A 25,816-nucleotide genomic window follows, 5' to 3' on the forward strand; every position below is an offset into this window, starting at 1 on the left:
GGACGACGCGGCAAACCGGAGAGCCTCGCTTTTACGAGGCATTGACCGGTTCTGGGCTGCGTTAGAGCGCAACTCCTGCGCGTTCAAGCGAAGGCGCTGCGCTCGATGCGGCGACTCTGGCCGCATCGGCGGACTCCCGGCGCCCAACGATTTCCACTCTCGGCAAGGTTACGCGGGTCACGTTGAGCGCGTTGGTGCTTGCATGAACCGCAGTCCGACTCTGCCGCTCAGCGTAAATCCAAACGGCCGCCAGTGCTCCGGCCACGACCAAAGCGATAAGGAATCGGACAGAGGGAGACAACAACGGCGTTTTCATAGGTCCATTTCTCCCTGCGTCAAAGTTCCACAAGTAAGTTCACAACATCGAGCATCCTGCCCGGACACGGCCACGAGTGCAGCGACGTATGCGCAATCGACTCGGTGATCCCGGTCACGAGATTTCGCTCAACAGTGAACGTCTGCTTCTGGCCTTCGGCCCACGGGGCGAACGCCTGCGCCTGGCGCTAGCATCGGAGCATGAGGCTCGATCCCTATGTACAGGTCGACAACACGCCTTTCACTTTCTCGGGCGACGACGTGCTGCGCGTACGCGGCAAACCCTGGCGCGCGCAGCGAAACGGCGTGGGTCTCAACGAAATGGACTACGGAGACGTCGTGTATCGCTTTCAGGACTGCGGGCGATTGGAGGAGATCACGCGGGAGGCCGAGGTGGTGAACATCGGCAATCTCGCCGTGCCCTTCGCGAACCTCGCCGCCTTCATCCGCACTCACGACCCAGAGACATTCGAGCGCGCAGGATTCCTGATCAGCCCGCAGTTTGGTTTGGCCTTCGATCCTTCGGAACCGTACTGGGTGACGGCACTGGCGTGGCATTGTTTGCCGGAATGGAGGAGCCTGGGTGACGGCTGATACCGACATTCATCGTCACCGTGCATTCACGAATTTCCGGGTGTAAGCTGGCGGCCCCATCCTCGCGAGGTGGCCATGAACATCCGCCCCTTCATCGCCTTTGCGGCCGCCCTGCTCTCGGTCGGCTGTGCGGCGCCGCCGCAAGGCAACCCCATCGCCGCCATGGAGGCCGATCCGCAGTGCCGGCCGTACAGCGGCTACTTCCAGCAGCGCTCGTTCATCGGGCTGCAGGACGAGTGCACGAGACGCATGGGCCAAGCCTATTGCCAGCGGTGCCTGGTTCAGTAGCAAGGGCGCGGATCCTCGCCGAACTCCCATCGCCGCGGCGGGGCAGCCAGGTGCGCGAGTTCAGGCCGATTCTTCGCCGCGGATCACGAGCACGGGGGTCGGGGCCAGACGAATCACTTGTTCGGCGCCGCTGCCCAGCAGCATGCGGCTGAAGCCGTGGCGACCATGGGTTCCGACAACGATGAGGTCGGCTTGCCACTCCGTGGCGGCATCCGCGACAGCCTGGCCCAGACGCCGGCCCTTCCCATCGATCAGCTTGGATTCGGCCTCGACGCCGGCGGCCTTGGCGACCTCGACCGCGTCATCCAGTACCTTCGCCGCGACATCGCGTGCGGCATTCATGACCTGCCCGACGTATTCGTAGCTGATGACGTGCGTTGCCTGCTCCAGCGAATGCAGCACGAGGACGCGGCCGCCTGCGTCGCGGGCCAGTTGCAGGGCGGCAAGGAGCGCCTTGCTGGAAGTGTCGCTCCCGTCTACGGGAATGAGGATGCGCTTGTAGGCGGGCATGGCGGACTCCTGTTCGGGGATGCGATGCGGCGAGCGACACGAGTTTATGCCGATCAAGCTCGAGCATGCGACAAGCGCTGGCTCCTGACTCCCGGCAAGGGACAGCTGCAGATTGCTGAAGACGGGCAGCAATGCAGCCGCCCTTCGAGCTCATCATCGAGGCCGGACAGAAGCAGCTCGGCTCCCTGAGACAGCTTCGACTACCCGTCAGACGGAAGGGAAAAGAAGGCGATCTTGTCGGCCCTGGCCAGAGCTTTCAGCCGTAGTTCCGCCCGCAGCGCCTCCGACTTGTTCGGGTACTCCCGCGCGGCCAGTACCCGAAGAGGCGACCACGCCCGCGTGAACTTGGCGCCGACACCGAACAGGTGCTGATAGAAGCGTTGCTCCACGTCCAGCGCGATGCCGGTGTAGTAGGCGCCGCCCTCGCACTCGAGCAGATAAAGCCAATAGGGTTCGGTGGTCACTGCGCACTGCGGTTCTTCGCGACAGTGGCCAGCTTAACCGATGGTGTTGCAACCTGGCCCGATGCCGGCGCTTTCGGCGCAGGCGCCCCCACGGTGAACCGATAGAGCAGCGCGAGCACCAGCAGGTTGACCACACCGCCCAGTGAAGCGTTCGCGAACGAGACCTCGTAGTTGCCGCAAAGATCGTAGAAGACGCCCCCTTGCCAGCCGCCGACGGCCATTCCCACCCATCCGAAGAACATGACGGACCCGATGACGAACCCGGCGCGGCGGGGGTCCGCATATTCGCGCGCACACAGGATGAACGCCGTCATGGCGCCGCTGAACACCAGCCCGAAGAGGCCCGCGAGCAGGTACAGCCCCGTCTTGCCCGTCATCAGCGGGAACAGGAAAGCCAGCGCCGTCTGCCCAGCCGAAGCACCCATGTAGGCCTTCAGATTGCCGATGCGGTCCGCGACCTTTCCGAAGCCGATGCGGCCCACCATGCCGCACAACATCATCACCGTCAGCAGGCCCGCGGCTTCTTGCTGGAGCAGGCCGCGATCGGCACCGAGGGCGGCCACGTGCACGATGGGCGTGCCCATGCACATGCAGCAGAACACGACGGCCAGGCACAGCAAGCCAATGAGCACGTGGCGCGGCACGGCGTAGTGCCTGGCCTGCGGCATGGCACGTCCGCTCGTGCCTCCGTCCGCGTTGCGCAGCAGCAGCGCGAGCGGCAGCATGACCGCGACGTGCAGCAGGGCCATGCCGACGTAGGCCTGGCGCCAGCCATCCACCAGGATCAGGTGGCGGGCGATGAAGGGGATCACGCCTTGCCCGAATGCGCCGCCGGCGGAAACGATGCCGATCGCCAGCCCCGGATTGCGCGGCATCCAGAGGCCGGCGACGGTGTTCATGGGCGCCATGATCGCGCCGAGGCCGAGCAGCCCCAGGACGGCATGGTAGACATAGAGTTCGCCCATGCTGTGCAGTTGCGACAGGCCGAGCAGCATCGCCGCGGGAATGATGGCGCCGCACAGGGCCACTCTGCGGATCGGGATGCGGTCGGCGAAGTGGCCCATCAGGATCCCGCCCGTGCCGGTGCCGATGGTCACCAGCGAATAGGCAAGGGACAGGTCGCCTCGCGACCAGCCGAACTCCGCCGCGAGTGGCGTGAGGAACACGGCGATGTTGACGATCGCGCCGAAGCCCATCGCGACCATGACGGCGCAGGCAGCCACCATAAGCCAGGCGCGAAGTCCCTCGCCGGATCTAGAGCGTGGCAGCTCGTTCATCGCACGCTCCTCGCGGCCAGGCCGACGGCTGTGGCGCCGCCCAGGATCATGTCGGTACGCGGGCTCATGGCGATCTCCGGGAGCGAAGGACGGGAGGCAGGGTGGACGGGGTTCGCTCGGACCCGTGTGCCCCGCGGGTTCTCCCACTCTCCGGCGCGCGTGTATTCGGCCGTTATCAATCAGCCCGCGTTTTTGTATCTCGTCTATTTGGCCAAGATCAGCGGCGCTTCCCGCCTTTCTCGAACTTCTGCCAGTACGTGAACTCGTCCTCGTGCACCTCAAGGTCGAGTTCCTCCACGCGCAAGCGGAGGCGCTCCTGCACGTCGCGCACAGCCTGGTTGTAGACCGCGGGCCCGATCTCCTCGAGAAAGAAGCCGAGGAGCCCGGCAGCGGCAACATTGCCGATCTTTTCCTCCATGTTCTGGAGGAAGTAGCGTTCGATGGACGCGATCGCCTGCTGGCGCACGTCTTTGGCTAGTTCGATCATTCAGGCATTCTGCGCGAGGGCCGCTGTCGACCCACGGCAGAACCTGCACAGACGACGCTCGCAGCGGCTAGACCGATGCGTCGCCCAGCACTTGCGGCTCGTACGCGTGCAGCGAAGGCAAGCCGCCGGTGTGGAGGAACAGCACGCGCTCACCCGCAGCCAACTCGCCCTTGCGCGCGAGCCCGATCAGGCCCGCCATGATCTTTCCGGTGTAGACCGGGTCCAGCGGAATGCCTTCGGTCCGCGCGAGCATCTGCACTGCTTCCACCATGGCGGCGTTGGGCACCGAGTACTTCGGCTGCCAGTAGCCGCCGACGCTCCTGACGGCCTCGCGCGGCACCCGAATGCCGGTTTGCAACAGGTCCATGACCGCTTGCGCCTCCTGATGGACCAGCGGCTCCTGGTCCGCCGGATCGCGGCTGACCCCGATACCGGTGATCGGGATGCGGATGTTGTTCCCCAGGAATCCGGCCAGCAGCCCTCCATGCGTGCCCGAACTGCCGGAGCCCACCACGATACGGTCGAAGGACAGCCCCTGGTCGAACAACTGCTGCTGCAGTTCCTGGGCGCAGGCCACGTAGCCGAGCCCGCCGAGCGCGTTGGAACCACCGCCGGGAATGACATAACCCTTGCGGCCTTGTTCGCGCAGTTCGGCCTCGACGCGCGCCATCGCGGCGCCCATGTCACTGCCGCCGGGGACGACCGTGATGGCCTCGACCCCGAGCAGCCGGAACATGAAGTTGTTGCCGCTCGCGTCGGCCTTGTAGCTGTCCGGCACGCGCTCCTCGATCACGAAGCGGCAGCGCAGGCCTTCCTTCACGGCGGCGGCGAGCGTGATGCGGCAATGGTTGGACTGCGGCGCCCCGCAGGTGATCAGCGTGTCCGCACCTTGCTGCAGCGCGTCGGCCACCAGGAATTCGAGTTTTCGTGTCTTGTTGCCGCCGGGAAACAGGCCGAGCATGTCGTCGCGCTTGATCCAGACATCCGGTCCGCGCCCGCCGGGACAGCCCGCGGCCAGCGCCGCCGAAAACCGCGGCAACTGCTCGATGGGAGTGGCGAAAGGCGTGTAGCGCCGGCGGGGAAAGCGGGAGAGATCCATGGGGCCATTGTGCTGGGTAACGCGTGAACCTTCCCGCGAAGGGTTGTTGTGCGCGGCGGAACATGCGCGCGGGTGCGGGATAACCCGGGAGGCCGGCGGACGACCTGGAAGGAACGAACGGGTAAATTCGGCGCTGACGCGGCCAGCCGGCCGGTATATTGGATGAATGCACAGGGACAACCGGGCTGCCAAGAATCAATGCGCCTTTTCCGACTGCCTCCACGACCCGTCTCGGGAGAGCTGGTGATCCGGATCGCCGGCATCGCCTTGCGCTGAGGCCGCACGCACCCCATGAGAATCGCGTTCATCGGGCAGCAGGAATTCGGCAAGGCCGTCCTCGAAGCCTTCCTGGCGCGCGGCGACACCATCGCCGGCGTATTCTGCGTGCCGGACAAGCCCGGCGCCAGGCCGGACGCGCTGAAAGCCGACGCACTGGCGCTGGGCCTGCCGGTCTTTGCGTTCGCCAGCCTGCGCAGCCCCGAGGCCGAGGCCGCGATGCGCTCGCTCGACGCCGACCTGGGCGTGATGGCTTACGTGCTGCAGTTCGCGCCGCGATCCTTCGTGGACATCCCGCGCCACGGCACCATCCAGTTCCACCCTTCGCTGCTGCCCAGGCATCGCGGGCCGTCTTCCATCAGCTGGCCCATCGCGCTGGGTGCGCGCGAGACCGGCATCACCATCTTCCGCCCCACCGACGGCCTCGACGAAGGTCCGGTGGTGCTGCAGAAAACCTGCCCCATTGGCCCCGACGAGACGCTGGGCGAGGTCTACTTCAACAAGCTCTTCCCCCTGGGCGTGAGCGCGCTGCTCGAAGCCGCCGACCTGGTGGTGAACGGCCGGCATGGTGAACGAGTGCAGGACGAGCGCCACGCCACGTACGAAGGCTGGATGCACGACGAAGAGGCGCGCATCCACTGGAACGGGCACGTCGACGTCGCCTACAACCTGATCCGCGCCTGCAACCCGGCGCCGGGCGCCTGGACCCTCCTCGATGGCCTGAAGGTGCGCTTCTTCGATTGCCGCAAGCACGTGGTGGGCCGCTTCGTGGCCGCGGGCCACAAGCCCGGCGACATCGCCGGCGTGACTGAACGCTCCATCGTGATCTGGGCCCACGGCGGCCTCATCGAGGTGTTCCGGCTGCGCCCCGAAGGCGGCGCCAAGATGGACGCCGGCGAATTCGCGCGCCAGCGCGGGCTGGCGGTCTCGACGGCCTGGCAGTCCTACCTGCGGCCGGCTTGAGCCGCCGGGCGCATGGAAGCCCCTGCGCTCACCACTTGTTGCGCAGCTCGCGCAACTTGGTGAACACGGTCTTGGCGTCCGGCTGCGCCGGCAGCTCCGGGAAGTCTTCGCGCAGGCGTGCGACCACGCCGGGGCTGTCCAGACGCATGAAGGTGTTGATGCGCTGTTCGTCGGCCAGGGTCGTGACGATGGACTTGGCCGGATCGTGGCCCGTCACCTTCGGCAGCAGGTCCTGCGCCGCCGCGTTGTCCGGCTCGCGCGCCAGGGTGAAGCGCAGGTTGTTCTCGATGTAGTCGTGGCCCGGATAGATCTTCGTGTTCGCGGGCAGCCTTCCGAGCTGGTTGACGAAGGTGGCGAACAACTCGTTCACGTCGCCGCCGTTGTGCACGTTGCCCGCCCCGGCGTTGAACAGCGTATCGCCCGAAAACAGCGCCGGCTCGTCGGTGTGCGAACGCAGGCAGATGTGGCACATCGTGTGGCCCGGCGTATCCATGCACTCCAGCTCGACGCGCTTGCCGACCTTGATGACATCCCCCGCCTGCACGCCGCGATCGACACCGGGAATGAGCCTGGCGGCGCGATGGTGCGCGATCACCTTGGCCCCGGTGACGGCGACCACGGCCGCGTTGCCGCCGATATGGTCGTGGTGCTCGTGCGTGTTGAGGATCTGCGTGATCTGCCAGCCCTTGACCTTCGCGGTGGCGAGGGTCTTTTCATGGTCGAGCGGATCGATCGCGAGCGCCTCCCCCGTGTCGGGGCAGGCCACCAGGTAGTTGAAGTTGCGCAGCGAGTTGCCGGTCCAGATTCGCTCGACGATCATGCGGTCCACCTTTGGCTTGAGCCAAGGCACTTTACCGTATGGGCGGGAAACAGCTGAGTCGTCGTGCGGGGCCCTTGGCGGAACAAGATGCCGCTTGCCGCGCCTGTCGCCTAGTCGGCCTCGACCAGGCTGCCCATGGCAAACACGGACACCGGGACACGGCTGACGAGTTGCTCGGCGGACTGGCGCATCCAGCTCAGCTTCTTGAGCTCCTCCAGCTTAGCCTTGCGCTCGATTTCCAGTTCCTTGGGCGTCAGAAGTTCCATCTCTTGTGAAGTGAGAAGGTTCTCCAGGTTCTGGAGCGGGAGATCGTGGGAGGTCGTCGCAATCGTCATGCCGATATTGTCGGGCAGAAGGGCTGGGATTTCCCCTATAACCCGCGCCCGCTCCCTGCCGCGCTTGACAGACCGGCCCTCCGCAGGCTTGCTTGTTCACGGGCCTTGGCCGGGAAACCGGGCGCCGTCGCTTTCCAAGGGTATTCGCAGCGCGTTGGTCAGATAACTGACCGTCCGGTAGAAGCCGGCCAGCATCAGCAACTCGAGGATGGCGTTCTCGCTGAACGCCCCGCGCACGGAAAGCCAGAGCTCGTCGTCGATATCGCAATGCCGGTGCAGCGCGTCGCACAGGCGAATCAGCAGCCGGTCCTCTTCGGTCCAGCACGGGTCGTCGGCCGAACCCCTCGCAAGCGATCGGATCTGTTCTTCGGTCAGGCCCGCCTTCGCCGCGTACACCGTGACATGCACACCCCACTCGTACTCGGACCCGCAGAGCGCCGTGGTCCGGTCGATGACGATCTCCCGCTGCCGGAGGGTCAGGTTTCCCTTGTCCAGCAGCCCGCCCGCGAAGAACTTCTTGCTGAGCCGCGGGTCCCGGGCGACGGTCGCGAACAGGTGCAGGGGCGGCTTCCCCTTCATCGTCCGGTCGATGATCTCGGCAACCTCCTGGTCGAAGGGAGGACTGGCGGGTGCGATGCGTGCGGACATGGCTTCTCTCCGGTGACTTCAGCGCCAGACATGCTATGCCGATGCGCCTAAGGGGCAGTCACCCGGGTGTCAGGCGGCACGGCCCCTTGTCGGCCGCACGCCGGGCCGCAGCAGCCTTCGAACCCGCTACACAAGGTTGCGTCAGCACGCGCGCAGGTCGTGTACAAGGGTAGCATCACGGCCCTGCCGTGAATGGAGGCAGCATGAGCAGCGACGCGTCGTCCGCCGTTGCAGCGCCCCGTGCGCTGAGCACCGTGCCCGGCCCGCGCGGCTGGCCGGTTGTCGGGGTCGCGCCGCAAGTGCGGCCTGAGAGCTTCCACCGGCAACTGGAGGCCTGGTCCGGGCGCTACGGGAGCGTGTTCGCCTTCCGCATCGGCGGCCGGCATTTCCTGGCGGTCAGCGATCCCGAGACCGTGGCCGGCGTTTTGCGGCGGCGTCCGGCTGTCTTCCGCCGGACGACGCGCCTGGAACAAGCCTCGCGCGAGCTTGGTTTCCTGGGGCTGTTTTCCGCCAGCGGCGATACCTGGCGCCGGCAGCGGCCCATGGTGCTGGCTGGGCTGGACCCGGCGCACATCCGCACTTACCTGCCGGCACTGACCGCCATCACCGACCGCCTGCGGCGGCGCTGGCTGGACGCAGCCGCGGCAGGGCGCGAGATCGACCTCACGGCCGACCTGATGCGCTATACGGTCGACGTGACGACCAGCCTGGCCTTCGGCCACAACCTCAACACGCTGGAGGCGAGCACCGAGACCGCAATCCAGCAGCACCTCAACGTCATCCTGCCGGCGCTGTTCAAGCGCCTGATGTCGCCCCTGCCGCGGTGGCCGGACAAGGCGCTGGCCGGGCACGTCATTGCGCTGCGCGCGGCCGTGCAGGAGTTCATCGCCCAGGCGCGGCGCGACCTGGCGGAACAGCCCGCGCTGCGGCAGCAGCCGGCCAACCTGATCCAGGCCCTGGTGGCTGCGAGCGAGGATGCCGCGCACGGCATCACCGAGGAGGACGTGTCGGGCAATGTGCTCACCATGCTTCTGGCCGGTGAGGACACGACGGCGCACACGCTGGCGTGGCTGTTCTGGCTGCTGTATCGCAACCCGCAGGCCCTGGCAACGGCGCGCGCCGAGGTCGATGCGGTGCTGGGAGCCGGCGGGCAGGTGCGGGCCATCGACGACCTCGCGCGCCTGGACTACGTGGAGGCCTGCGCCAACGAGGCCATGCGGCTGAAGCCGGTGGCGCCCATGATCATGAACGAGGCGTGCGAAGAGACCGTGGTCGCCGATGTCCTGGTGCCCCGCGGCGGCATCGTCATCTGCCTGCTGCGTCCGGCCAACCTCGACGATGCGCATTTCCCGAGACCGATGCAGTTCGATCCGGGGCGCTGGCGCGGCGGCCCCGGCGCCGCCGCGTCGCTGTCTTCCGCCAAGCGCGTTGCCATGCCCTTCGGCGCCGGTCCGCGCATGTGCCCGGGCCGCTACCTGGCCATCGCGGAGATCAAGATGGTCGCTGCGATGCTGCTGGCGCAGTTCGACGTCGTGGACGTCTCGGCGGCCGGCGTGGACGAACCGCGCGAGCGGCTGGCGCTCACCATGGCGCCGGTCGGCTTGAGAATGAGCCTGCGAAAGCGCCCGGCGGCCTAGACGGCAGGCGGGCGCATTCGTTGGATGGGCCGGCGGCCAGGCCTCAGGTGGCCGGCTTGATGTTCTGGTTGACGCGGAAGAGATTCTTCGGGTCGTACTTCGCCTTGATGGCCGCGAGGCGGGCGTAGTTGTCGCCGTAAGTGGCCTGCACGCGGCCATCCGCCTCGTCGTCCATCATGAAGTTGACGTAGGCGCCTTCCATGTTGTAGGGGTGGACGGCCTTCCAATAGGCGCGTCCCCAGGTCTTGAGCGCCTCCGCCTTCTTCGGGTCCGGATCGATCCCCGCGATCACCATCGACCAGGTCGCATCGCGGGTGCTCCACGCCGTCGCGTCCTTCGCCACGCGCCGCGCGGCGCCGTCGATCGGGTACAGGTGCATCAGGCACAGGTCGCTGGGCGCATTGGCGGCCTGTGCGATGTGCGCCTCGATCGCGGCGTCAGGCAGCGACTTGACGAAGTCGCCCTTCCAATACCATTGCAGGCCCTTCGGGAAGAACGGATCGAACATCGAATTGATCGCCGTGAACGGCATCTCGCCCATCCAGTTGAAGAACGGTGCCGGCAAGCCGCCGAGCAGCTTCGCCATGATCTTCTCGCCCTCGGCCGCGCTGCCGTTGAAGGCGCCAATGATGGCGCAGGCGCGCTTTCCCCAGTGCTCCTTCGGGAACGGATCCATAGGCGGCACCGTCTTCAGCCCGACGAATATGCCGAGTTCTTCCGGCGCCGAGGGCAGGAAGTCGCGATAGGCGCTCATCACGGCTTTCCCGTGCGCGGCAGCATCCCAGAAGATCGGCCCTGCATAGACCATGCGGACTGGATGCGCCTGGAACAGGAAGCTCGTCACGACGCCGAAGTTGCCGCCGCCGCCGCGCACGGCCCAGAACAGGTCGGGATGCTGGCGCTCGTTGGCCGTCACGAAGCTGCCGTCGGCAAGCACCATGTCGACTTCGAGCAGGTTGTCGATCGTCAAGCCATGCTTGCGCGTGAGGTAGCCGGTGCCGCCGCCGAGCGTCAGCCCGGCCACGCCGGTGCTGGAGACGATGCCGAAGGGCACCGCGAGGCCGAACGCGTGTGTGGCATGGTCCACGTCACCCCCCGTGCAACCCGGGTCCACCCGCACGGTCTTCGCCTGCGGATCCACCCGCACACTCTTCATCAGGGACAGGTCGATCATCAGGCCGTCGTCGCAGCTGCCGAGCCCCGGGCCGTTGTGTGCACCGCCGCGGATCGCGATCAACAGGCCCTGGTCGCGGCCGTAGTTGACGGCGGCGATGACGTCCGCCGCATCAACGCAGCGGGCGATGACGCGCGGCTTCTTGTCGATCATGCCGTTGTAGAGGGCGCGAACAGCGTCGTAGTCGGCGTCGTCTCGCCCGATGACGCGCCCGCGCATGCCTTGCTGCAGTGCGGAGACGATCTGGTCTGTCATGGTGTTCTCCTTCGTCGATGGAGGGTCAAGGGGGTCGGCTGGCGCGATGGGACGCGTCAGGGCAACAATCTGCCGGAACGCTGTATCCGCGCTGTTTCTGAGACGGACGGCTGCGTATCAGCCGTGTAACGCTCCCCCTGTCGTGCAGGCCGGGGTCGCGCGACGCTCTGCGCGCGAAGGACTTGCTTGTCTGGGGGCGCGGGGGAGGCCCGTCGCGAGCCAGAACCGCACGAGGACTTCAGTGTGTCGCTCGCACCACAGGATCGCATTGAAGAGGCAGCGGCGGCTGCCGCTGCTCACGGAAGCAGCACCGGGCTGCGCGCCGCGCCAGGACTGGCGGCTCAGCACTTGGGCCACGGTTTTCCACAGCCTTCTCCACGCGATCTGTGGAAATCGACCCTGCCCGACCTGTGCTAGGGCCGTGTCGACCGAAGTCGCAGCTCAGCTGGCCGAGGGCGGCGCGGCGGCCGCGCGCTCCTTCTGCACCCGTTCCGTCACGTCGCGCGCGATCGCGACCGAACCGGCCACGCCACCCGCGTCGTCTTTCACCACGGCGAAGGTCATCTCGACGTAGAGTTTGTCCCCGTTCTTGCGCTCGGCCCGCGTCAAGGACGGCCGGCCGGCCAGCCGGGTCTGGCCGGTCGTCATCGCTTTGCCGAAGCCGGTCCAATGGGCTGCGCGCAAGCGTTCCGGAATGATCAGGTCGAGGTTCTGGCCCAGGGCCTCCGCGGCGCTGTAGCCGAACAGCCTGCCGGCAGCCTCGTTCCAGCGGACGATGTTGCCGGCGGGATCAGCAAAGATGAGGGCATCCGTTGTTTGCTCGAGGATCCATTCCGCCAGCTGTGGAGATTCGTTCATGGTTGGGGCTCCAGGATGCACCCAAGGGGCCGCAAGGTCTGGTCTTGCGTGACACGTTCGGTGGGTGCTCGCCACATCCTACCGAAGCTGCCATGACGCCGCTCTTGACCCAGGGCAGACATTGCTCGGGCGCGGGGGCAATCTGCGCGGGGTGCATCAGGCATTGCTGGCGAATCGGCTCCCTGCCATTTGCTCGAACGAATGATTAGTGCGCCGGCGATCCCGCGAGGCCCGGAGTTCAGCAGAGGCGCGCGCTCAGGCCCGCCGCACTTCCATCACGCCGTGCTCGGTGGCCTGCTCGTAGGCCGATGCCTGGTGCGAAGCCAGGTGCAGCAGGATGCGCGGCGCCTGGGTCTTGATGACGCGGCGCAGCAGGATGCCTGCGGCCACCAGCAGCGCGCCGATCCACGGATAGCCGACCAGGGCCGCGGCAATGCCCGGGCCGATGATGGCGAGCGCCAGGGGCGTGGCGTGCGTGCGGTGAGCCACGAAGGGCGCCGCCAGCGCGGGATTGACGATGACGCGAAAGCGCCCGTGGGGCAGCCCGTTCCGGAATTCTTCGAAAGGGATGTATTCGGCAGTCTCCTGCACTGCGTTCTGGTCGTTCTGGCCGCTCATGGCCGCATTCTGACATCGACGGCGGAGGCCTTCGGCGCTGCCCCTGACTCCACCGTCAGGTCGACGCGGATATCAGCGCGGCGCGCTGGCAGCCGGCTGGGCTGTCGGCGCCAGCACCCGCGCGGCCGCCGTGTGCAAGGGCACCGTGAGGCCCTGGCGCGCCGTCGCGGCCGACACCTGCAGGCCTTGCGCGCTGCCGCGGGCGGCGAAGTCGCGCCCCTTGCGGAACACGAAGCTGGTGAGCGCGCCCACCTCGGCTTCGGACAGGTCCGCCCCCACCAGCAACACGGCCGCGGTGGCCACGGTGTTCACGCCCGCGCCCTGCCTGGGATAGCTGCCGGCCGGGATGGCGTAGGCAAACAGGCCGGTGCGGCCAGCCGTCAGTTGCGCAATGGCGCTATCCGACAGCGGCAGCAGCTTGAGCGGCACGTTGGTCAGCGCGTCGCGCACGCTGTCGGCGGGAATGCCGATCACCTGCAGCACCGCATCCACTTCCTTGCGCCCCAGCGCCACCAGCGCGTCGGCCAGCCCGATCTCGCGCGCCTGGATGTCGCGCGGCGTCAGCCCATGCGCCTCCAGCACCCGCAGCACGGTGGTGCGCGAGGCGGCGCCGGGTTGCCCGATGGCGACGACCCGCCCGCGCAGGCTGGCCACCGCGGCCAAGCCGCTGTCGGCGCGCACGATCACGTGCACCGCTTCCGGGTACAGGCTGCCGAGGGCGCGCAGCGCCGGTGCCGCACCGCGCGCCTGGAACGGGCCGGTGCCTTCGTAGGCGGCCAGCGCCGAGTCGGCCTGGGCCAGCGCGACCTGCACCTTGCCCTCGCGCAGCAGATCCAGGTTCTCCTCGCCACCGAAGGTCACCAGAGGCAGCGTGCGCGGTCCGCCGGGCTCGTCCAGGGCGCGCGCGAAGCGAAGGTACTGGCCATGTTCCGGGCCGGCGGCGATCGCATAGCCCGCGCTGGCGCGGGCCAGCCGCGCCCGGATGGATGCCTGCGCGGCGGTCAGTTCCTCCTCGATGATGGCCATCTGCGCCGGGGAGGTCTCCTTGGACACCGAATCGATCACCTTGCGCATCGCGTCCAGAATAGCGGCCGGACCGGTGGCGGTGTTGGTGGCATAGGCCGGCGCCTCCTTGGGCCGGAAGCCGGCGCCGGCCACCGCCACCCAATGGTCGGCCTCGCGCTTGTACAGCGCCGTGCCGTGCGCCCGCACGATGTCGCCTGCCTTGTTGCCGCCCGACTGCACGCCGCCCACCCCCTTGGGCCCCGCGCCCAAGGCCGAGACGAGGCCGGCCATGCCGGGGGCGTCCCAGGCGCCGAAGTCCATGTCCTTCTGCACGCGGAAGCTGGCGTCGTAGTAAACGATGCGGCGGCTCTCCCCCTCCGGCGCCTTCTGGTCGCGTTGCGAACCGCGCCGCTGCAAGTCCTGCAGCACCAGCGCCTCGCCGGGCAGCGCCTGCGCCACGCGCACCTCCACATCGCGCCGCAGGGCTTGCGTGTCGGGGCCGCCGCTGCAGCCGGCGAGCAGCATGAGCAGGCTCAACAGGAATCCAAGGTGGCGCATCTCAGGCTGCTTCATCTCAGCCTCCCATGAAAGGCAGGGCCAGGATCAAAGTGAGCAGGAAGGCGTTCATCAGGTCGACGAAGAACGCTCCCGCCAGCGGGACGATCAGGTAGCTCTGCGGCGCCGGCCCGTAGCGCGCGGTAATGGCTTGCATGTTGGCCATGGCGGTGGCGGTCGATCCCATGCAGAAGCCGATGAAAGCCGAGCAGGTCACCGCGGCCTCGTAGTCGCGGCCCATGAAGCGGAAGCACACGAACACGGCGTACAGCGCGATGAACACCACCTGCAGCGCCAGGATCAGCAGCAGCGGACCCGCCGCCAGCACCACCTCGACCAGGTTCAGCGCCATCATGGTCATCACCAGGAACAGCGACAGGCACACGCCCGAGGTCAGGTCCGACGCCCGGTCGTCGAAGCGCAGGCGCAGGAAGGGGCCCAGGTTGCGGATGGCCACGCCCAGCAGCATGCACCACAGGAAGGCCGGGATGGTGATGGAGCCGCCGGAGAACCTGGCGGCCAGCCATTGGCCGGCGAGTACGGCCGCCAGCATGCCGGCCAGCGCGCCAATGACCCCCACGGTGGTGATCGCGCCGCGCTCGACGCGGTCGCCCTCGGCCACCGCCTCCTGCGCCGCCTCGGAGCGCAGGTGGTGGTGCGCGATCAGGTACTGCGCCACCGGACCGGCGATGATGCCGCCCAGGATCAGGCCCACGGTGGCCACCGTCATCGAGAGGTCCATCACCGATTGCAGGTTGTTGACGTCGGCGAAGCGCTCGGCATAGGCCGCGCCGGTGCCATGGCCGCCCACCAGGGTGATCGAGCCCGACACCAGGCCGAAGATCGGGTGCAGGTCCAGCCCCCAGGAGCCGGCGATGCCCACCGCGTTCTGCACCAGGATGTAGGGAAACAGGATGATCAGGAAGATCACGAGCGCCTTGCCGCCGCGCTTGAGCTGCCGCAGGTCCGCGCCCATGCCCACGCCGGCGAAGAACAGCAGCAGCAGCACCGGCTTGATGGTCTGGTCGATCTGCAGCCGGAAGCCGCTCGCCGTCGCCACGCCCGAGGCCAGCGCGGCGAACAGCAGTCCGCCGGTGATGGGGTCCGGGATGTTGTAGCGCGCCAGCAGGCCGATGCGCCGGTTCAACAAGGTCCCCACCAGCAGCACCACCAGCGCCGCCAGCAGCGATGTGAGCGAATCCAGTCGCATGGCGTTTTCCCCCGGCCCATTGCGGCCGAGTTCGATTCTGGACAGCAAGCCGCCGCCCCGGCAACTTGGACTTTGGGCGCATAAGCGCCTGCCGCCATGCACAATCGGTGGCCAGCAGGAGACGTTCACATGATCGAACTGCGCGCCGGCGCACTCAGGTGCCAGCTGCTCCCGCAGCTCGGGGGCTGCATCGCCGGTTTGTGGCTACAGGACCAGCCGGTGCTGCGTTCCATGCCGGTGGCTGAGCTGTCCTCGGCCCGCCAGTCCGGCTGCTATCCGCTGGTGCCCTACTCCAACCGGATCGGCCATGCCAGGCTGGTGTGGCAGGGCACGTTGCATCCCCTGGTGCGCAACGACAGCGCCGAGCCGCACGCCATCCATGGCATTGGCTGGCAGCGTCCCTGGTCGGTGCTGGAGCAGGACGAAGCTTCGATCATGCTGGCCTGCGAGCACCGGCCGGACCCCACCTGGCCCTTCGGCTTCGACTGCTCGCACATGCTGCGCCTCACCCCTGCCGGGCTGGAGATGACGCTGGCGGCGACCAACCAGTCGGCGCAGCCGGCGCCCATGGGGCTGGGCTGGCATCCCAATTTCGTGAAACGCCCGGGCGCCCGCATCGCCTTCCATGCGACCGGCCGCTGGGAGATGGGCACGGACATGTTGCCCACCCGGCGCGAGCCCGCCGGCGGGCTGGATCAGCCCTGCGAGACGCTGGCGGTGGACCACTGCTTCGATGGCTGGGATGGCCAGGCCAAGCTTACCGATCCGGTGATGCGCGTGACCGTGCAGTCGGAGCTCACCCGGGCGGTGGTGTTCTGCTCGCCGGTGCGCGACTACCTCGCCATCGAGCCGGTCACCCACGTCAACAATGCCTTGCAGCTCCATGCCGCCGGCCTGCCCGCCAGCGAGCTGGGCGTGGTGGTGCTGCCGCCGGGCGAATCGATGCTGGCGCAGATGCGCATCCTGGTGGAGCCGGCATGACGCCGTACCGCTGAAGCACGCTGCCGGTCCATCGGATGCCAATGGCCTTGGCTGACGGAGTTACCTGGGACCGGCGGGCTCGCCACGGGCGCCGGCGAGTTCGTTGACCAGCACCAGTGCCCGTTCGCTGCCACCCGGGCTGAGCACGCCGGATTCAATCTTCTGCCGCATGGCAAGTTCCATGACGCGGGCGACCCCGAGCAGCAGGCTGCGACCCGATGCCAGCCACTGGCTTGACGCAGGTGCGCTGGACGAGTCTGCGCCCGGGCCTTGCACGGCGACGTTCGCCAGCGCACGCTTGGTGATCTGCACCGACCAGAATTGCACGTCCAGGTATTCGTTCTCGTACTCGACGGGCCATTGGTCGAAGGCTTTCAGGTACCGGCTCGCCATGGGCCTCATCTGCACGCCCAGGTCGGGCACGGAGTCGCCCCGGAGGATGGCGGCCACCATGTCGTCCAGCACCTGCGCCGCGCGCGACGGATCGAGCAAGCGCTGCAGCCGCGCCCCGGCCTCGCCGTCGACATAGCGGACCGGCTTGTCGGCATGAAGCACCTGCTGGCTTTCGTGCAGTTGCAGCTCGGCGGCGAACTGGCGCACCGCATCCTGGGCGCTGGCCGCGAACGGCATGGCCAGAAGCCAGGCCGCAGCCAACCAGCAGCGGGCCCACCTCGGTCCACCGAACACCGGGATGAGCGCGATCGTTCCCCGACAGCGCGCCAACCGGTCGATCGGGGCTCCCAGGCTAGCCACCCAGCTGGGAAAGCGCCGCCTGCAGGCCGGCCAGGCCTCCCACGCGCTGGTCATTGATGAAGATCTGGGGCATCTGGCGAACCGAAGGCCCGCACTTGGCGTAGAAAGCCAGCCGCTCCGCCTCGTCGTCGATCTTGATTTCCTCGAACGCCAGGGCGCGGGATTTGAGAATCATCTTGGCCGAGTCACACTGAGGACAGGCCGATTTGGAATAGACGACGATCTTCAGTTGCATGGCGCCAGTGTAGCTCTGCCATGTCGGGAATCGAGGCACGGTGCGGACGTCCTCGGCGGCGCGCGCTTAGCGGCGCGAGGCGGCCGCCCGGCCACCGGCCTTGGCTCGCGCCGGCACGGATGCTTCGATGATGTCCAGCAGCCAAGCGACGCCCAAATCCATCATCGCCTGTTCCGGCACGACCGCATGCAGCCGGTATCGCGGCAGCGGCACGGGCGACTCGATGCTCACCACGCCAAGCCTTGCCGCATGGACTTCGGCAAAACGCCTCGGCACCACGCACGCCAGGTCGCTGTCGGCCACGGCCATGAGCGCAAAAGTGAAGTCCGGGACGGTCATCGCGATGCGCCTGGCCCGGCCATGGCTGGCGAGAACGTCGTCGACGAAGCCATGGGGGTCGCCACTCTGGGAAACGACCAGGTGCTGCATCGCGCAGTAGCGGTCCAGCGTGAACCTGCGCGCATGCGGGTGCCCCGCGCGCAGCGCCACCACGAAGTCCTCGCGGTACAGGAGCCGTTTGTGGAATCGGGGCGGCACGCGGTCCGAGGGCACGATCGCCACGTCCAGCGCCCGGGTCTCGAGCTCGGCGAAGGCAAGGCCCCACGCGGCATCGGCGGATGCCCCGGGCATGGGCAGGAGCTGCCGCAGGCCGATGCCGATGCCCGGCGCTGACTGGCGCAGGCGCTCCAGCAAGGACGGCACGAGAACGGCCGAGGCGCCATCGGGCGCGCCGATCGTGAAGCGGCGCGTGGAGCTCCCCGGCTGGAAGGGCTCGGCCGACGCGATGAGGCTCCTGGCGCGCGCGAGCACGTCCCCGACCGCCGCGGCCAACTCCAGGGCGCGCGCAGTGGGAACCACGCCCTTGGGGGTCTTCAGGAACAAGGGATCGCCCAGCAGCCGTCGCAGCCGGCCCAGGCCATGGCTGACCGCCGAAGGCGTCAGGTTCATCCGGCGGGCCGCCCGCCCGACATGACGCTCCTCCAGCACGACCTCGAACAGCACGAGCAGGTTCAGGTCGGTGCGCGAGAGATGAACCGGATTCATCACCTTCCTGAAATCATATCGCTGGACTCAGTAGGTCCCGGCGCCCATCCTTCGCCGGCCTTGGCATCCCTTGCCCTTGCTTCCGATTCACTGGAGAGACCATGTCAACTGCTAGACCTTCCATGATGGCGTCCACTGCCGCTGGCTATGCGGCGGCTACAGCTGGCTTGCCGGCGAACGGCGATGTCGCCGAGCTGCTGCAGCTTTCCGAGGAGTCCAATGCGGCCCTGCTGCGCGGCGATGCCGATCGCTATTTCGCGCTGGCGCCGTTGGCGGATGACTTCACCCTGATGTCGCCTTTCGGCGGCAAGCCATCACGCGCCAAGCAGGTTGCTGAGGCGCGGCAATCGCTGCGGCAGTTCTTCAAGGACGGGACCCTGTCGGTGGAGCTGGTCCAGGCGTACAGCGCGAAGGACCTGGTGGTGCTCGCGCTGATCGAATGGGTGCGCTGCGCTGTCGGCGGACTGCCCGCGCAAGACTGGCAACTGCGCGTCACGCTGGTGTACCGGCGCGAGCACTTTGCATGGCGGCTGGCGCACCGCCACGCCGACGCGCTCGGGCCCGGCATCACCCTGGAGCACGCGGCCGCAATCGCCCGGGGCGAGTACGCCTGACAAGAAGCCGGTGGCGCGGTGCGGGGCCTGCTTGCAACTCCCAACGGACGCGGGCCGGGCGCTACTCCGGCGAACGGTTGTTAGGCCGCCCTTATCCGCGGTGCGCACGCAGGTCCTTGAGCCCTGCGCTTGTTCGGAGTGGCTTGCGCCGCCGTCGGCTTCGGTGCGTGTCTGGCTTTCCACGCCGCCGCGTCCGAAGCCCATTGTGCGACCGCCCGGGCCGGAAGCAGACCCCTGGCTCCCGAGCGGCCCGGGTCTGTGGCACGCTTGCGGAAATGAACACGCTGCATCCGCTCAAGCACGTCGAGGCCGGCGTGCTCGCCGTCGCCTTTCACGAAGCCGGGCCGCCGGACGGGCCACCCGTGTTCCTGATGCACGGCTTCCCCTACGACATCCACGCCTATGCCGAGGTCGTGCCGCAACTGGCCGCGTCGGGCTGCCGGGTGCTCGTTCCCTACCTGCGCGGCTATGGTTCCACGCGCTTCCTGCGCACGGACACCCCGCGCTCGGGCGAGCAGGCGGCACTCGGCGCGGACCTGCTGGCGCTGATGGATGCGCTGGCCATTCGGCGCGCCGTGCTGGCCGGCTACGACTGGGGCGGCCGCGCCTGCTGCGTCGTCGCCGCGCTCTGGCCGCAGCGCTGCCGCGGCCTGGTTTCGCTCAACAGCTACAACATCTTCGATCACGCACGCGCGCTGGAGCCGGACACGCCGGAGAACGAGCGCAAGCTCTGGTACCAGTACTACTTCCATTCGGAACGCGGACGCGAGGGCCTGCGCCGCGACCGGCGCGGCATCGCTCGCCTGCTCTGGCGCACCTGGTCGCCCTGCTGGAACTTCGACGAGGCGACCTTCGAGCGCTCGGCCGCGGCCTTCGACAACCCCGACTTCGTCGACGTGGTGATCCACTCGTACCGCCACCGCTATCGGCTGGTCGATGGCGATCCGGCCTATGCCGCGATCGAGCAGGCGCTCGCGGCCCAGCCACCCATCACGGTGCCCGCGATCACCTTCGATGGCGCGGACGACGGCGTGCGGCCGGCCTCGCCCGCATCGGCACATGCCGGTCGCTTCACCGGCAGCCGCGAGCACCGCGTCCTGCCGAAGGTGGGCCACAACCTGCCCCAGGAGGCGCCCGTGGCTTTCGCGGAAGCGGTGCTGCAGCTGGTGCGCGCGGCCTGAGAGACCCCTGCCCGACCTACACTCGCGCATGGCCGCCAAGGATGCGTTCGCACTCTACTGCGCCGAGCTGCTCTCGGCCGTCGGGCCGGCGCGCGTCAAGCGCATGTTCGGCGGCCACGGCCTGTACGTCGACGAGCTCTTCATCGCGATCGTCACCGGCGACGCGCTCTTCCTGAAGGCAGATCCAACCACGGAGCCTGCGTTCGCGGCGGCCGGCTGCCGCATGTTCGAGTACGAGGCGCGTGGCAAGACCATGAGGCTGCACTACTGGTCGGTGCCGGCCGAGGCGATGGACTCCCCGGCCCTGATGGCACCCTGGGCCCAGCGCGCCGTGGAGGCGGCACTCCGGGCGCGGGCCCCGGTGCGGCGAGGAAAGCGCACGCTGAAAATCTGACGCCAGCAGTCAGTCCGCCTCAGTCCGCCTCGGTCCTCCTCAGTCCTTCTTCGCGACCTTGCGGACGCATTCCATGAACTGCGCGGTCGCCGCGGTCGGCCGCTGGCCGCGCAGGGTGATCATGCCCACCGGCGGCAGGTCCACCGCCACATCCAGGCGCAGGGCCTTGACCACGCCGAGCTGCTCGCCATGCCGGGCCACCGAATCCGCCATGAAGGCGACCGCGTCCCGTTCGTGGATGAACGCCAGCTGCGCCAGGAAGGAGGCGCTCTCCACCAGGTCGACCGGCGGGGGCAGCCCATAGCGGAAGAACTGCTGCTCCAGCTTGACCCGCAGTGACGCCCAGGGCGGCGGCAGCACGCAGGGCAGCGATGCGAGGTCGGACCAGGCGACCCGCCGCTTGCCGGCCAGCGCGTGCTGCGGGCGCACCACCGCCCGCATGGGTTCGTTGTACAGCGCCTCCGTCACCAGGTCGGGCGAGGCATAGCCGGGCTCCAGCCGCCCGACGAACAGGTCCAGCTCGCCGATGCGCAGCTTGGGCAGCAGCTGCGTGAGGTCGCCTTCTTCCACCAGCACGGTGGCCTGCGCCGCCCGGCGCTTGAGCAGTTCCACCGCCGGCCCGACCACGGTCGGCAGTGCCACCACCATGGAGCCGATGCGGACGCGGCCGCTGGCGCCGCTTTCCTCCGCCGCGATCTCCTCGCGCGTGCGCTCGTACTCCGCCAGCACCTGGCGGGCAAAGCGGACGATGGAGGCGCCCGCCGGCGTCGGCTCGGTGCCGCGGGTGGAGCGCAGGAACAGGCTCAGGCCCAGCATGCTTTCCACCTCGCCCAGCATGCGCGAGACGGCCGGCTGGCTGACCGCGAGGAACTCGGCCGTGCGGCCCAGGTGGCGGAACTGGTCGAGCGCCACCACCAGCTGCAGGTGGCGCAGCTTGAGGTTGGAACGCAGGGCGCGGTCGATTCGGCTCATGGCGCGATCATAGTTAACGTGGTCTGCATGAAGCGATGATGATTATCGATTTGTCTGTTATGAAGCCGCCGGGAACAATCCGCTGCTCCAGCCCGTCTTTCCGAATGGGCCGCACGCGATTCGTCCACCGACCTCATGAGGAGACATGCATGAATGAACTGAACATCCGCCGCCGCAGCGTGCTGCTGGGCGCCGCCGCCGGCGCGGCCGGCCTGGCCCTGCCGCAGCTGGCGCTGGCGGCCGACACCTACCCCGAGCGGCCGATCACCTTCATCTGCCCCTGGCCGGCCGGCGGCACCGCCGACGCGTCGATGCGCGCCATCTGCCAGACGGCCGCGCGCGTGCTCAAGCAGCCGATCGCGGTGGAGAATCGCGCCGGCGCCGCCGGCATGATCGGCGCCAAGGCGATCGCCTCGGCCAAGGCGGACGGCTACACCATCGGCCAGATCCCGATTTCGGTGACGCGCTTTTCGCAGCTGGGCACGCTGCAGGCCGACCCGCGCAAGGATTTCACCTACCTCGCCCGCACCTCGGGCCAGACCTTCGGCATCGCCGTGCAGCCCGGCTCGCGCTTCAAGACGCTGCAGGAGATGGTGGCCCACGCCAAGGCCAACCCCGGCAAGGTCACCTATGCGCACGCGGGCGTCGGTGGCGCCACGCACGTCGGCATGGAAGAGTTCGCGCTGGCCGCGGGCATCCAGCTCAACGCCATTGCGTACAAGGGCGGCGCCGCCGCGCTGCAGGATACGCTGGGCGGGCAGGTCGACATGCTGGCCGACTCCAGCTCCTGGGCGCCGCACGTGGAAGCTGGCAAGCTGCGCCTGCTGGCCACCTGGGGCGAACAGCGCACGCCGCGCTTCAAGGACACGCCCACGCTCAAGGAGCTGGGCTTCAAGGTGGTGGTCGATGCGCCCAACGGCATCGGCGCGCCGGCCGGCCTGCCGCCGGAGGTCGAGAAGAAGCTGCGCGAGGCGCTGCGCGTCGCTGTCCTGAGCGAGGAGTTCAAGGCTGTGGCCGACCGCATCGATGCACCGGTGATGTATTTGGACGGTCCCGACTACCGCAAGTACGTGGGGCAGGTGTACGAGCACGAGACCCAGTTGATCGAGCGCCTCAAGCTGAAGGAGTTGCTGGCCAAGGGTTGAGCGCTTACTAGCCTCGCCCTGCCCTGCCTGCCTGCCTGTCTGCCCACCGCCCGAATCGCATGAGTCCCCTGATCCGCCTGCATCCCGACGACAACGTCCTGGTCGCCCGCGCGCCGCTGGCGCTGGGCCAGGTCCTGGACGACTTCGGCGTGAAGCTGCGCGCCCAGGTGCCGGCCGGCCACAAGGTCGCCGCGCGCCGCATCGCCCGCGGCGAACCGGTCTACAAGTACAACGCGGTGATCGGCGTGGCCGCGCGCGACATCGAGCCGGGCGACTACGTCCATTCGCACAACCTGGCGCTGGCCGATTTCGAGCGCGACCCGGGCTTCGGCCTGGACGTGCGGCCGGTGGACTACGTCCCCGAGGACCAGCGCGCCCGCTTCCAGGGCTATGTGCGCGAGGACGGCCGGGTCGGCACCCGCAATTTCATCGGCATCCTCAGTTCGGTCAACTGCTCGGCGACCGTCATCAGCCGCATCGCCGCGCACTTCACTCCCGAGCGGCTGCGCGACTTCCCGAACGTCGACGGCGTGGCGGCCTTCGCGCAGACCACCGGCTGCGGCATGTCCTCGCCCAGCGCGCACTTCGACCTGCTGCGTCGCACGCTGGCCGGCTATGCGCGCCACCCGAACCTGGCCGGCGTGCTGATCGTCGGCCTGGGCTGCGAGCGCAACCAGGTGGCCGACCTGGTGGACTCGCAAGGCCTGGAACGCGGCCGCCTGCTGCGCACCATGGTCATGCAGGAGGTCGGCGGCACGCAGGAGACCATCGCCGCCGGCATCCGCGCGGTGGAGGAGATGCTGCCGCTGGCCAATGCCTACCGGCGCCAGCCGGTGCCGGCCAGCCACATCAAGGTGGGCCTGGAGTGCGGCGGCTCCGACGGCTTCTCCGGCATCACCGCCAACCCCGCGCTCGGCGCGGCCATGGACATCCTGGTGCGCCATGGCGGCACCGCCATCCTGTCGGAGACGCCCGAGATCCACGGCGTGGAATACATGCTCACGCGCCGCGCCGTGTCGCCCGAGGTCGGCCGCAAGCTGCTGCAGCGGCTGGACTGGTGGAAGGAATACACCCGCGGCCACAACGGGCAGTTCAACGGCGTGGTCGGCCCGGGCAACCAGGCCGGCGGCCTGGCCAACATCTTCGAGAAGTCGCTGGGTTCCGCCATGAAAGGCGGCACCACGCCGCTGCAGGGCGTGTACGAGTACGCAGAGCCCATCGACCGCAGCGGCTTCGTGTTCATGGACTCGCCGGGCTACGACCCGGTGGCCGTGACCGGCCAGATCGCCAGCGGCGCCAACCTGATCTGCTTCACCACCGGACGCGGCTCGATGTTCGGCTCCAAACCCGCGCCCACCATCAAGCTGGCCACCAACAGCGCGATGTACGAGAAGCTCAAGGGCGATATGGACGTCAACTGCGGCGCCATCCTCGACGGCGAGCTGGACGTGCCGGCGATGGGCCAGCGCATCTTCGAGGCGATCCTGCGCCATGCCTCCGGCGAGCCGACCAAGAGCGAGTCGCTGGGGCTGGGCGACCACGAGTTCGTGCCCTGGCACCTGGGCATCGTGAGCTGAGTCTTCCCCCCTTTTTTTTCTGGAGCACCGCATGCTGGGTCCCCTGGCGCGCCGCGAACTGCTGCGCGATCGCAACTTCATCGCCGGCCGTTGGCAAGGCGCGGCCGGCGGCGCCACGCTCGACGTGGCGGACCCGGCCACGCTGCAGGTCATCGCCCGCGTGGCCGACAGCGGCGCCGCCGATGCGCGGGCCGCGCTCGATTCGGCGCAGGCGGCCTTTCCCGCCTGGCGCGAGCGCACCGGCCGCGAGCGGGCCCAGCTGCTCAAGCAGTGGCACGCGCTGATCCTGGCGCACCAGGAGGACCTGGCGCGCATCATCTCGGCCGAACAGGGCAAGCCGCTGGCCGAAGCGCGGGGCGAGGTGCTGTACGGCGCCTCGTACGTGGAGTGGTTCGCCGAAGAAGCCACCCGCGCCCACGGCGACATCATCCCGGAGCCGGTGCGCGGCAAGAAGCTGATGGCGGTGAAAGAGCCGGTGGGCGTGGTGGCGGCCATCACGCCCTGGAACTTCCCGCTGGCCATGATCGCGCGCAAGCTGGCGCCGGCGCTGGCTGCAGGGTGCTGCGTGGTGGCCAAGCCGGCCGAGGACACGCCACTCACCGCGCTGGCTTTGGTGGCGCTGGCCGAGGAAGCCGGCCTGCCCCCCGGGACGATCAACCTGGTCACCGCCTCGCGCGAGCGCACGCCCGAGGTGGTGGACCTGTGGCTGCGCGATGCGCGGGTGCGCAAGATCACCTTCACCGGCTCCACGCCGGTGGGCAAGCAGCTGGCGCGCGCATCGGCCGACACGCTGAAGAAGCTCTCGCTGGAGCTGGGCGGCAACGCGCCCTTCATCGTGTTCGAGGATGCCGACCTCGACGCCGCCGTCGCTGGCCTGATGGCCGCCAAGTTCCGCAACGGCGGCCAGACCTGCGTCTGCCCCAACCGGGTTTACGTGCACGAGAGCGTGCACGAGCGCTTCGTCGACAAGCTGGCCGCGCGCGTGGGCGCGCTGACGGTGGGACCGGCCACAGATGACGCTTCGCAGATCGGCCCCATGATCAACGCGCGCGCCGTGCAGAAGATCGAGCGCCATGTGCGCGACGCGCAGGCCCGCGGCGCGCGGGTGGTGGTGGGCGGCCGCGCGCTGCCGGACATCGGTGCCGGCCACTACTATGCGCCCACGGTGCTGATCGACGCCGATCCCGGCATGGAACTGGCGCAGGAAGAGACCTTCGGCCCGGTGGTTCCCGTGTTCCGCTTCGCCGACGAGGACGAGGCGGTGCGGCTGGCCAACGACACCCCCTTCGGCCTCGCGGCCTATTTCTACTCGCGCGATGCGGCGCGCATCTGGCGCGTGGCCGAACGGCTGGAGAGCGGCATCGTCGGCATCAACGAGGGCGCGCTGGCGGCCGAGGCGGCGCCCTTCGGCGGCATCAAGGAATCGGGCTACGGCCGCGAGGGCTCGCGCCACGGGCTGGACGACTACATGCACCTGAAATACCTGTGCCAGGGAGGACTTCGATGACCACGCTCTCAGCCGCATACTGATG

The 25,816-nt window shown here is 68.4% G+C and carries 28 protein-coding genes; 11 read left to right on the plus strand and 17 right to left on the minus strand.

Annotation, left to right across the window (positions count from 1 at the left end; all coding sequences use genetic code 11):
• The first annotated feature begins 516 nt into the window (after positions 1–516).
• Together UC35_RS06200 and UC35_RS06205 are read left to right on the plus strand one after the other, a co-directional pair.
• Positions 517–909, plus strand: a complete 393-nt coding sequence (locus tag UC35_RS06200) for a hypothetical protein (protein ID WP_061497224.1) — start codon at positions 517–519, stop codon at positions 907–909.
• A gap of 75 nt (positions 910–984) precedes the next feature.
• Entirely contained in the window at positions 985–1,197 is a 213-nt protein-coding gene (locus tag UC35_RS06205; RefSeq protein ID WP_145979351.1) for a hypothetical protein, read from the plus strand.
• Positions 1,198–1,257: 60 nt separating this feature from the next.
• Here the strand turns inward: UC35_RS06205 and UC35_RS06210 are convergent, their stop codons facing one another.
• The 5 genes from UC35_RS06210 to UC35_RS06230 form a co-directional block, all read right to left on the minus strand.
• Entirely contained in the window at positions 1,258–1,707 is a 450-nt protein-coding gene (locus UC35_RS06210; protein WP_061497228.1) for a universal stress protein, read from the minus strand.
• Positions 1,708–1,907: 200 nt separating this feature from the next.
• Positions 1,908–2,171, minus strand: coding sequence for a GIY-YIG nuclease family protein (locus UC35_RS06215; RefSeq protein WP_061497230.1), 264 nt, complete (start codon positions 2,169–2,171; stop codon positions 1,908–1,910).
• Positions 2,168–3,448: an MFS transporter gene (locus UC35_RS06220; protein ID WP_082792732.1), complete on the minus strand. Its 1,281-nt coding sequence runs from the start codon at positions 3,446–3,448 to the stop codon at positions 2,168–2,170. The genes UC35_RS06215 and UC35_RS06220 overlap by 4 nt, the downstream gene beginning before the upstream one ends.
• A gap of 217 nt (positions 3,449–3,665) precedes the next feature.
• Positions 3,666–3,935 carry a DUF2164 domain-containing protein gene (locus UC35_RS06225; RefSeq protein WP_061497234.1) on the minus strand — a complete coding sequence of 90 codons (270 nt, stop codon included), beginning with the start codon at positions 3,933–3,935 and terminating at the stop codon, positions 3,666–3,668.
• 67 nt (positions 3,936–4,002) lie between these two features.
• Positions 4,003–5,034, minus strand: coding sequence for a D-cysteine desulfhydrase (locus UC35_RS06230; protein WP_061497236.1), 1,032 nt, complete (start codon positions 5,032–5,034; stop codon positions 4,003–4,005).
• Positions 5,035–5,325: 291 nt separating this feature from the next.
• On the opposite strand from UC35_RS06230, the gene UC35_RS06235 reads away from it, so the two are divergent.
• The gene (locus UC35_RS06235; protein WP_061497238.1) at positions 5,326–6,273 is read left to right on the plus strand and encodes a methionyl-tRNA formyltransferase; all 948 of its coding nucleotides are present in this window, start codon (positions 5,326–5,328) and stop codon (positions 6,271–6,273) included.
• 28 nt (positions 6,274–6,301) lie between these two features.
• Here UC35_RS06235 and UC35_RS06240 read toward each other — a convergent pair whose 3' ends face one another.
• The 3 genes from UC35_RS06240 to UC35_RS06250 all read right to left on the minus strand — a co-directional run bounded on the left by UC35_RS06240 (position 6,302) and on the right by UC35_RS06250 (position 8,076).
• Positions 6,302–7,093 (minus strand): hydroxyacylglutathione hydrolase, encoded by a 792-nt coding sequence (locus UC35_RS06240; protein WP_061497240.1) that lies wholly within the window; start codon positions 7,091–7,093, stop codon positions 6,302–6,304.
• A gap of 110 nt (positions 7,094–7,203) precedes the next feature.
• Positions 7,204–7,428, minus strand: a complete 225-nt coding sequence (locus UC35_RS06245; protein ID WP_061497242.1) for a hypothetical protein — start codon at positions 7,426–7,428, stop codon at positions 7,204–7,206.
• A gap of 96 nt (positions 7,429–7,524) precedes the next feature.
• On the minus strand, positions 7,525–8,076 hold the full coding sequence (locus UC35_RS06250) for a carboxymuconolactone decarboxylase family protein (RefSeq protein WP_061497244.1): 552 nt from the start codon (positions 8,074–8,076) through the stop codon (positions 7,525–7,527).
• A 203-nt stretch (positions 8,077–8,279) separates the two neighbouring features.
• Between UC35_RS06250 and UC35_RS06255 the strand changes: the two genes are divergently transcribed.
• On the plus strand, positions 8,280–9,713 hold the full coding sequence (locus UC35_RS06255; RefSeq protein ID WP_061497246.1) for a cytochrome P450: 1,434 nt from the start codon (positions 8,280–8,282) through the stop codon (positions 9,711–9,713).
• A gap of 43 nt (positions 9,714–9,756) precedes the next feature.
• Here the strand turns inward: UC35_RS06255 and UC35_RS06260 are convergent, their stop codons facing one another.
• The 5 genes from UC35_RS06260 to gltS all read right to left on the minus strand — a co-directional run bounded on the left by UC35_RS06260 (position 9,757) and on the right by gltS (position 15,388).
• Positions 9,757–11,142 (minus strand): FAD-binding oxidoreductase, encoded by a 1,386-nt coding sequence (locus tag UC35_RS06260; protein ID WP_061497247.1) that lies wholly within the window; start codon positions 11,140–11,142, stop codon positions 9,757–9,759.
• Between the two features lie 441 nt (positions 11,143–11,583).
• Positions 11,584–12,000 carry a PAS domain S-box protein gene (locus UC35_RS06265; protein ID WP_061497249.1) on the minus strand — a complete coding sequence of 139 codons (417 nt, stop codon included), beginning with the start codon at positions 11,998–12,000 and terminating at the stop codon, positions 11,584–11,586.
• Positions 12,001–12,255: 255 nt separating this feature from the next.
• A complete protein-coding gene (locus UC35_RS06270; protein WP_061497254.1) occupies positions 12,256–12,618 on the minus strand; it encodes a hypothetical protein in 363 nt (120 codons plus the stop codon).
• Positions 12,619–12,690: 72 nt separating this feature from the next.
• Complete coding sequence (locus UC35_RS06275; RefSeq protein ID WP_061497256.1) at positions 12,691–14,196, minus strand: TAXI family TRAP transporter solute-binding subunit; 1,506 nt, start codon at positions 14,194–14,196, stop codon at positions 12,691–12,693.
• 1 nt (position 14,197) lies between these two features.
• On the minus strand, positions 14,198–15,388 hold the full coding sequence (gene gltS / locus UC35_RS06280) for a sodium/glutamate symporter (protein ID WP_061497258.1): 1,191 nt from the start codon (positions 15,386–15,388) through the stop codon (positions 14,198–14,200).
• A 129-nt stretch (positions 15,389–15,517) separates the two neighbouring features.
• Between gltS and UC35_RS06285 the strand changes: the two genes are divergently transcribed.
• Complete coding sequence (locus tag UC35_RS06285; protein ID WP_061497261.1) at positions 15,518–16,369, plus strand: hypothetical protein; 852 nt, start codon at positions 15,518–15,520, stop codon at positions 16,367–16,369.
• Positions 16,370–16,429: 60 nt separating this feature from the next.
• Here UC35_RS06285 and UC35_RS06290 read toward each other — a convergent pair whose 3' ends face one another.
• The 3 genes from UC35_RS06290 to UC35_RS06300 form a co-directional block, all read right to left on the minus strand.
• Positions 16,430–16,999 carry a hypothetical protein gene (locus UC35_RS06290; protein ID WP_061497263.1) on the minus strand — a complete coding sequence of 190 codons (570 nt, stop codon included), beginning with the start codon at positions 16,997–16,999 and terminating at the stop codon, positions 16,430–16,432.
• A 115-nt stretch (positions 17,000–17,114) separates the two neighbouring features.
• Positions 17,115–17,357, minus strand: a complete 243-nt coding sequence (locus UC35_RS06295; RefSeq protein ID WP_061497264.1) for a glutaredoxin domain-containing protein — start codon at positions 17,355–17,357, stop codon at positions 17,115–17,117.
• A gap of 66 nt (positions 17,358–17,423) precedes the next feature.
• Entirely contained in the window at positions 17,424–18,401 is a 978-nt protein-coding gene (locus tag UC35_RS06300) for a LysR family transcriptional regulator (RefSeq protein ID WP_227820466.1), read from the minus strand.
• A gap of 101 nt (positions 18,402–18,502) precedes the next feature.
• Between UC35_RS06300 and UC35_RS06305 the strand changes: the two genes are divergently transcribed.
• From UC35_RS06305 to UC35_RS06315, 3 genes are all read left to right on the plus strand, one after another.
• Positions 18,503–19,015 carry a YybH family protein gene (locus UC35_RS06305; RefSeq protein WP_227820467.1) on the plus strand — a complete coding sequence of 171 codons (513 nt, stop codon included), beginning with the start codon at positions 18,503–18,505 and terminating at the stop codon, positions 19,013–19,015.
• A 275-nt stretch (positions 19,016–19,290) separates the two neighbouring features.
• Positions 19,291–20,196, plus strand: a complete 906-nt coding sequence (locus UC35_RS06310; RefSeq protein WP_061497269.1) for an alpha/beta fold hydrolase — start codon at positions 19,291–19,293, stop codon at positions 20,194–20,196.
• 28 nt (positions 20,197–20,224) lie between these two features.
• On the plus strand, positions 20,225–20,590 hold the full coding sequence (locus UC35_RS06315) for a TfoX/Sxy family protein (protein ID WP_061497271.1): 366 nt from the start codon (positions 20,225–20,227) through the stop codon (positions 20,588–20,590).
• Between the two features lie 39 nt (positions 20,591–20,629).
• On the opposite strand, the gene UC35_RS06320 is transcribed toward UC35_RS06315, so the two are convergent.
• A complete protein-coding gene (locus UC35_RS06320; protein ID WP_061497273.1) occupies positions 20,630–21,562 on the minus strand; it encodes a LysR substrate-binding domain-containing protein in 933 nt (310 codons plus the stop codon).
• 149 nt (positions 21,563–21,711) lie between these two features.
• Between UC35_RS06320 and UC35_RS06325 the strand changes: the two genes are divergently transcribed.
• From UC35_RS06325 to UC35_RS06335, 3 genes are read left to right on the plus strand one after another with little or no spacing between them, the layout of a single operon-like run.
• Positions 21,712–22,707 (plus strand): tripartite tricarboxylate transporter substrate binding protein, encoded by a 996-nt coding sequence (locus UC35_RS06325; protein ID WP_061497275.1) that lies wholly within the window; start codon positions 21,712–21,714, stop codon positions 22,705–22,707.
• A gap of 59 nt (positions 22,708–22,766) precedes the next feature.
• Positions 22,767–24,284, plus strand: coding sequence for a UxaA family hydrolase (locus tag UC35_RS06330; RefSeq protein WP_061497276.1), 1,518 nt, complete (start codon positions 22,767–22,769; stop codon positions 24,282–24,284).
• Between the two features lie 31 nt (positions 24,285–24,315).
• The gene (locus UC35_RS06335) at positions 24,316–25,791 is read left to right on the plus strand and encodes an NAD-dependent succinate-semialdehyde dehydrogenase (protein ID WP_061497278.1); all 1,476 of its coding nucleotides are present in this window, start codon (positions 24,316–24,318) and stop codon (positions 25,789–25,791) included.
• Positions 25,792–25,816: the final 25 nt, after the last annotated feature.

The organism is Ramlibacter tataouinensis (assembly GCF_001580455.1).
Taxonomy (GTDB): Bacteria; Pseudomonadota; Gammaproteobacteria; order Burkholderiales; family Burkholderiaceae_C; genus Ramlibacter; species Ramlibacter tataouinensis_B.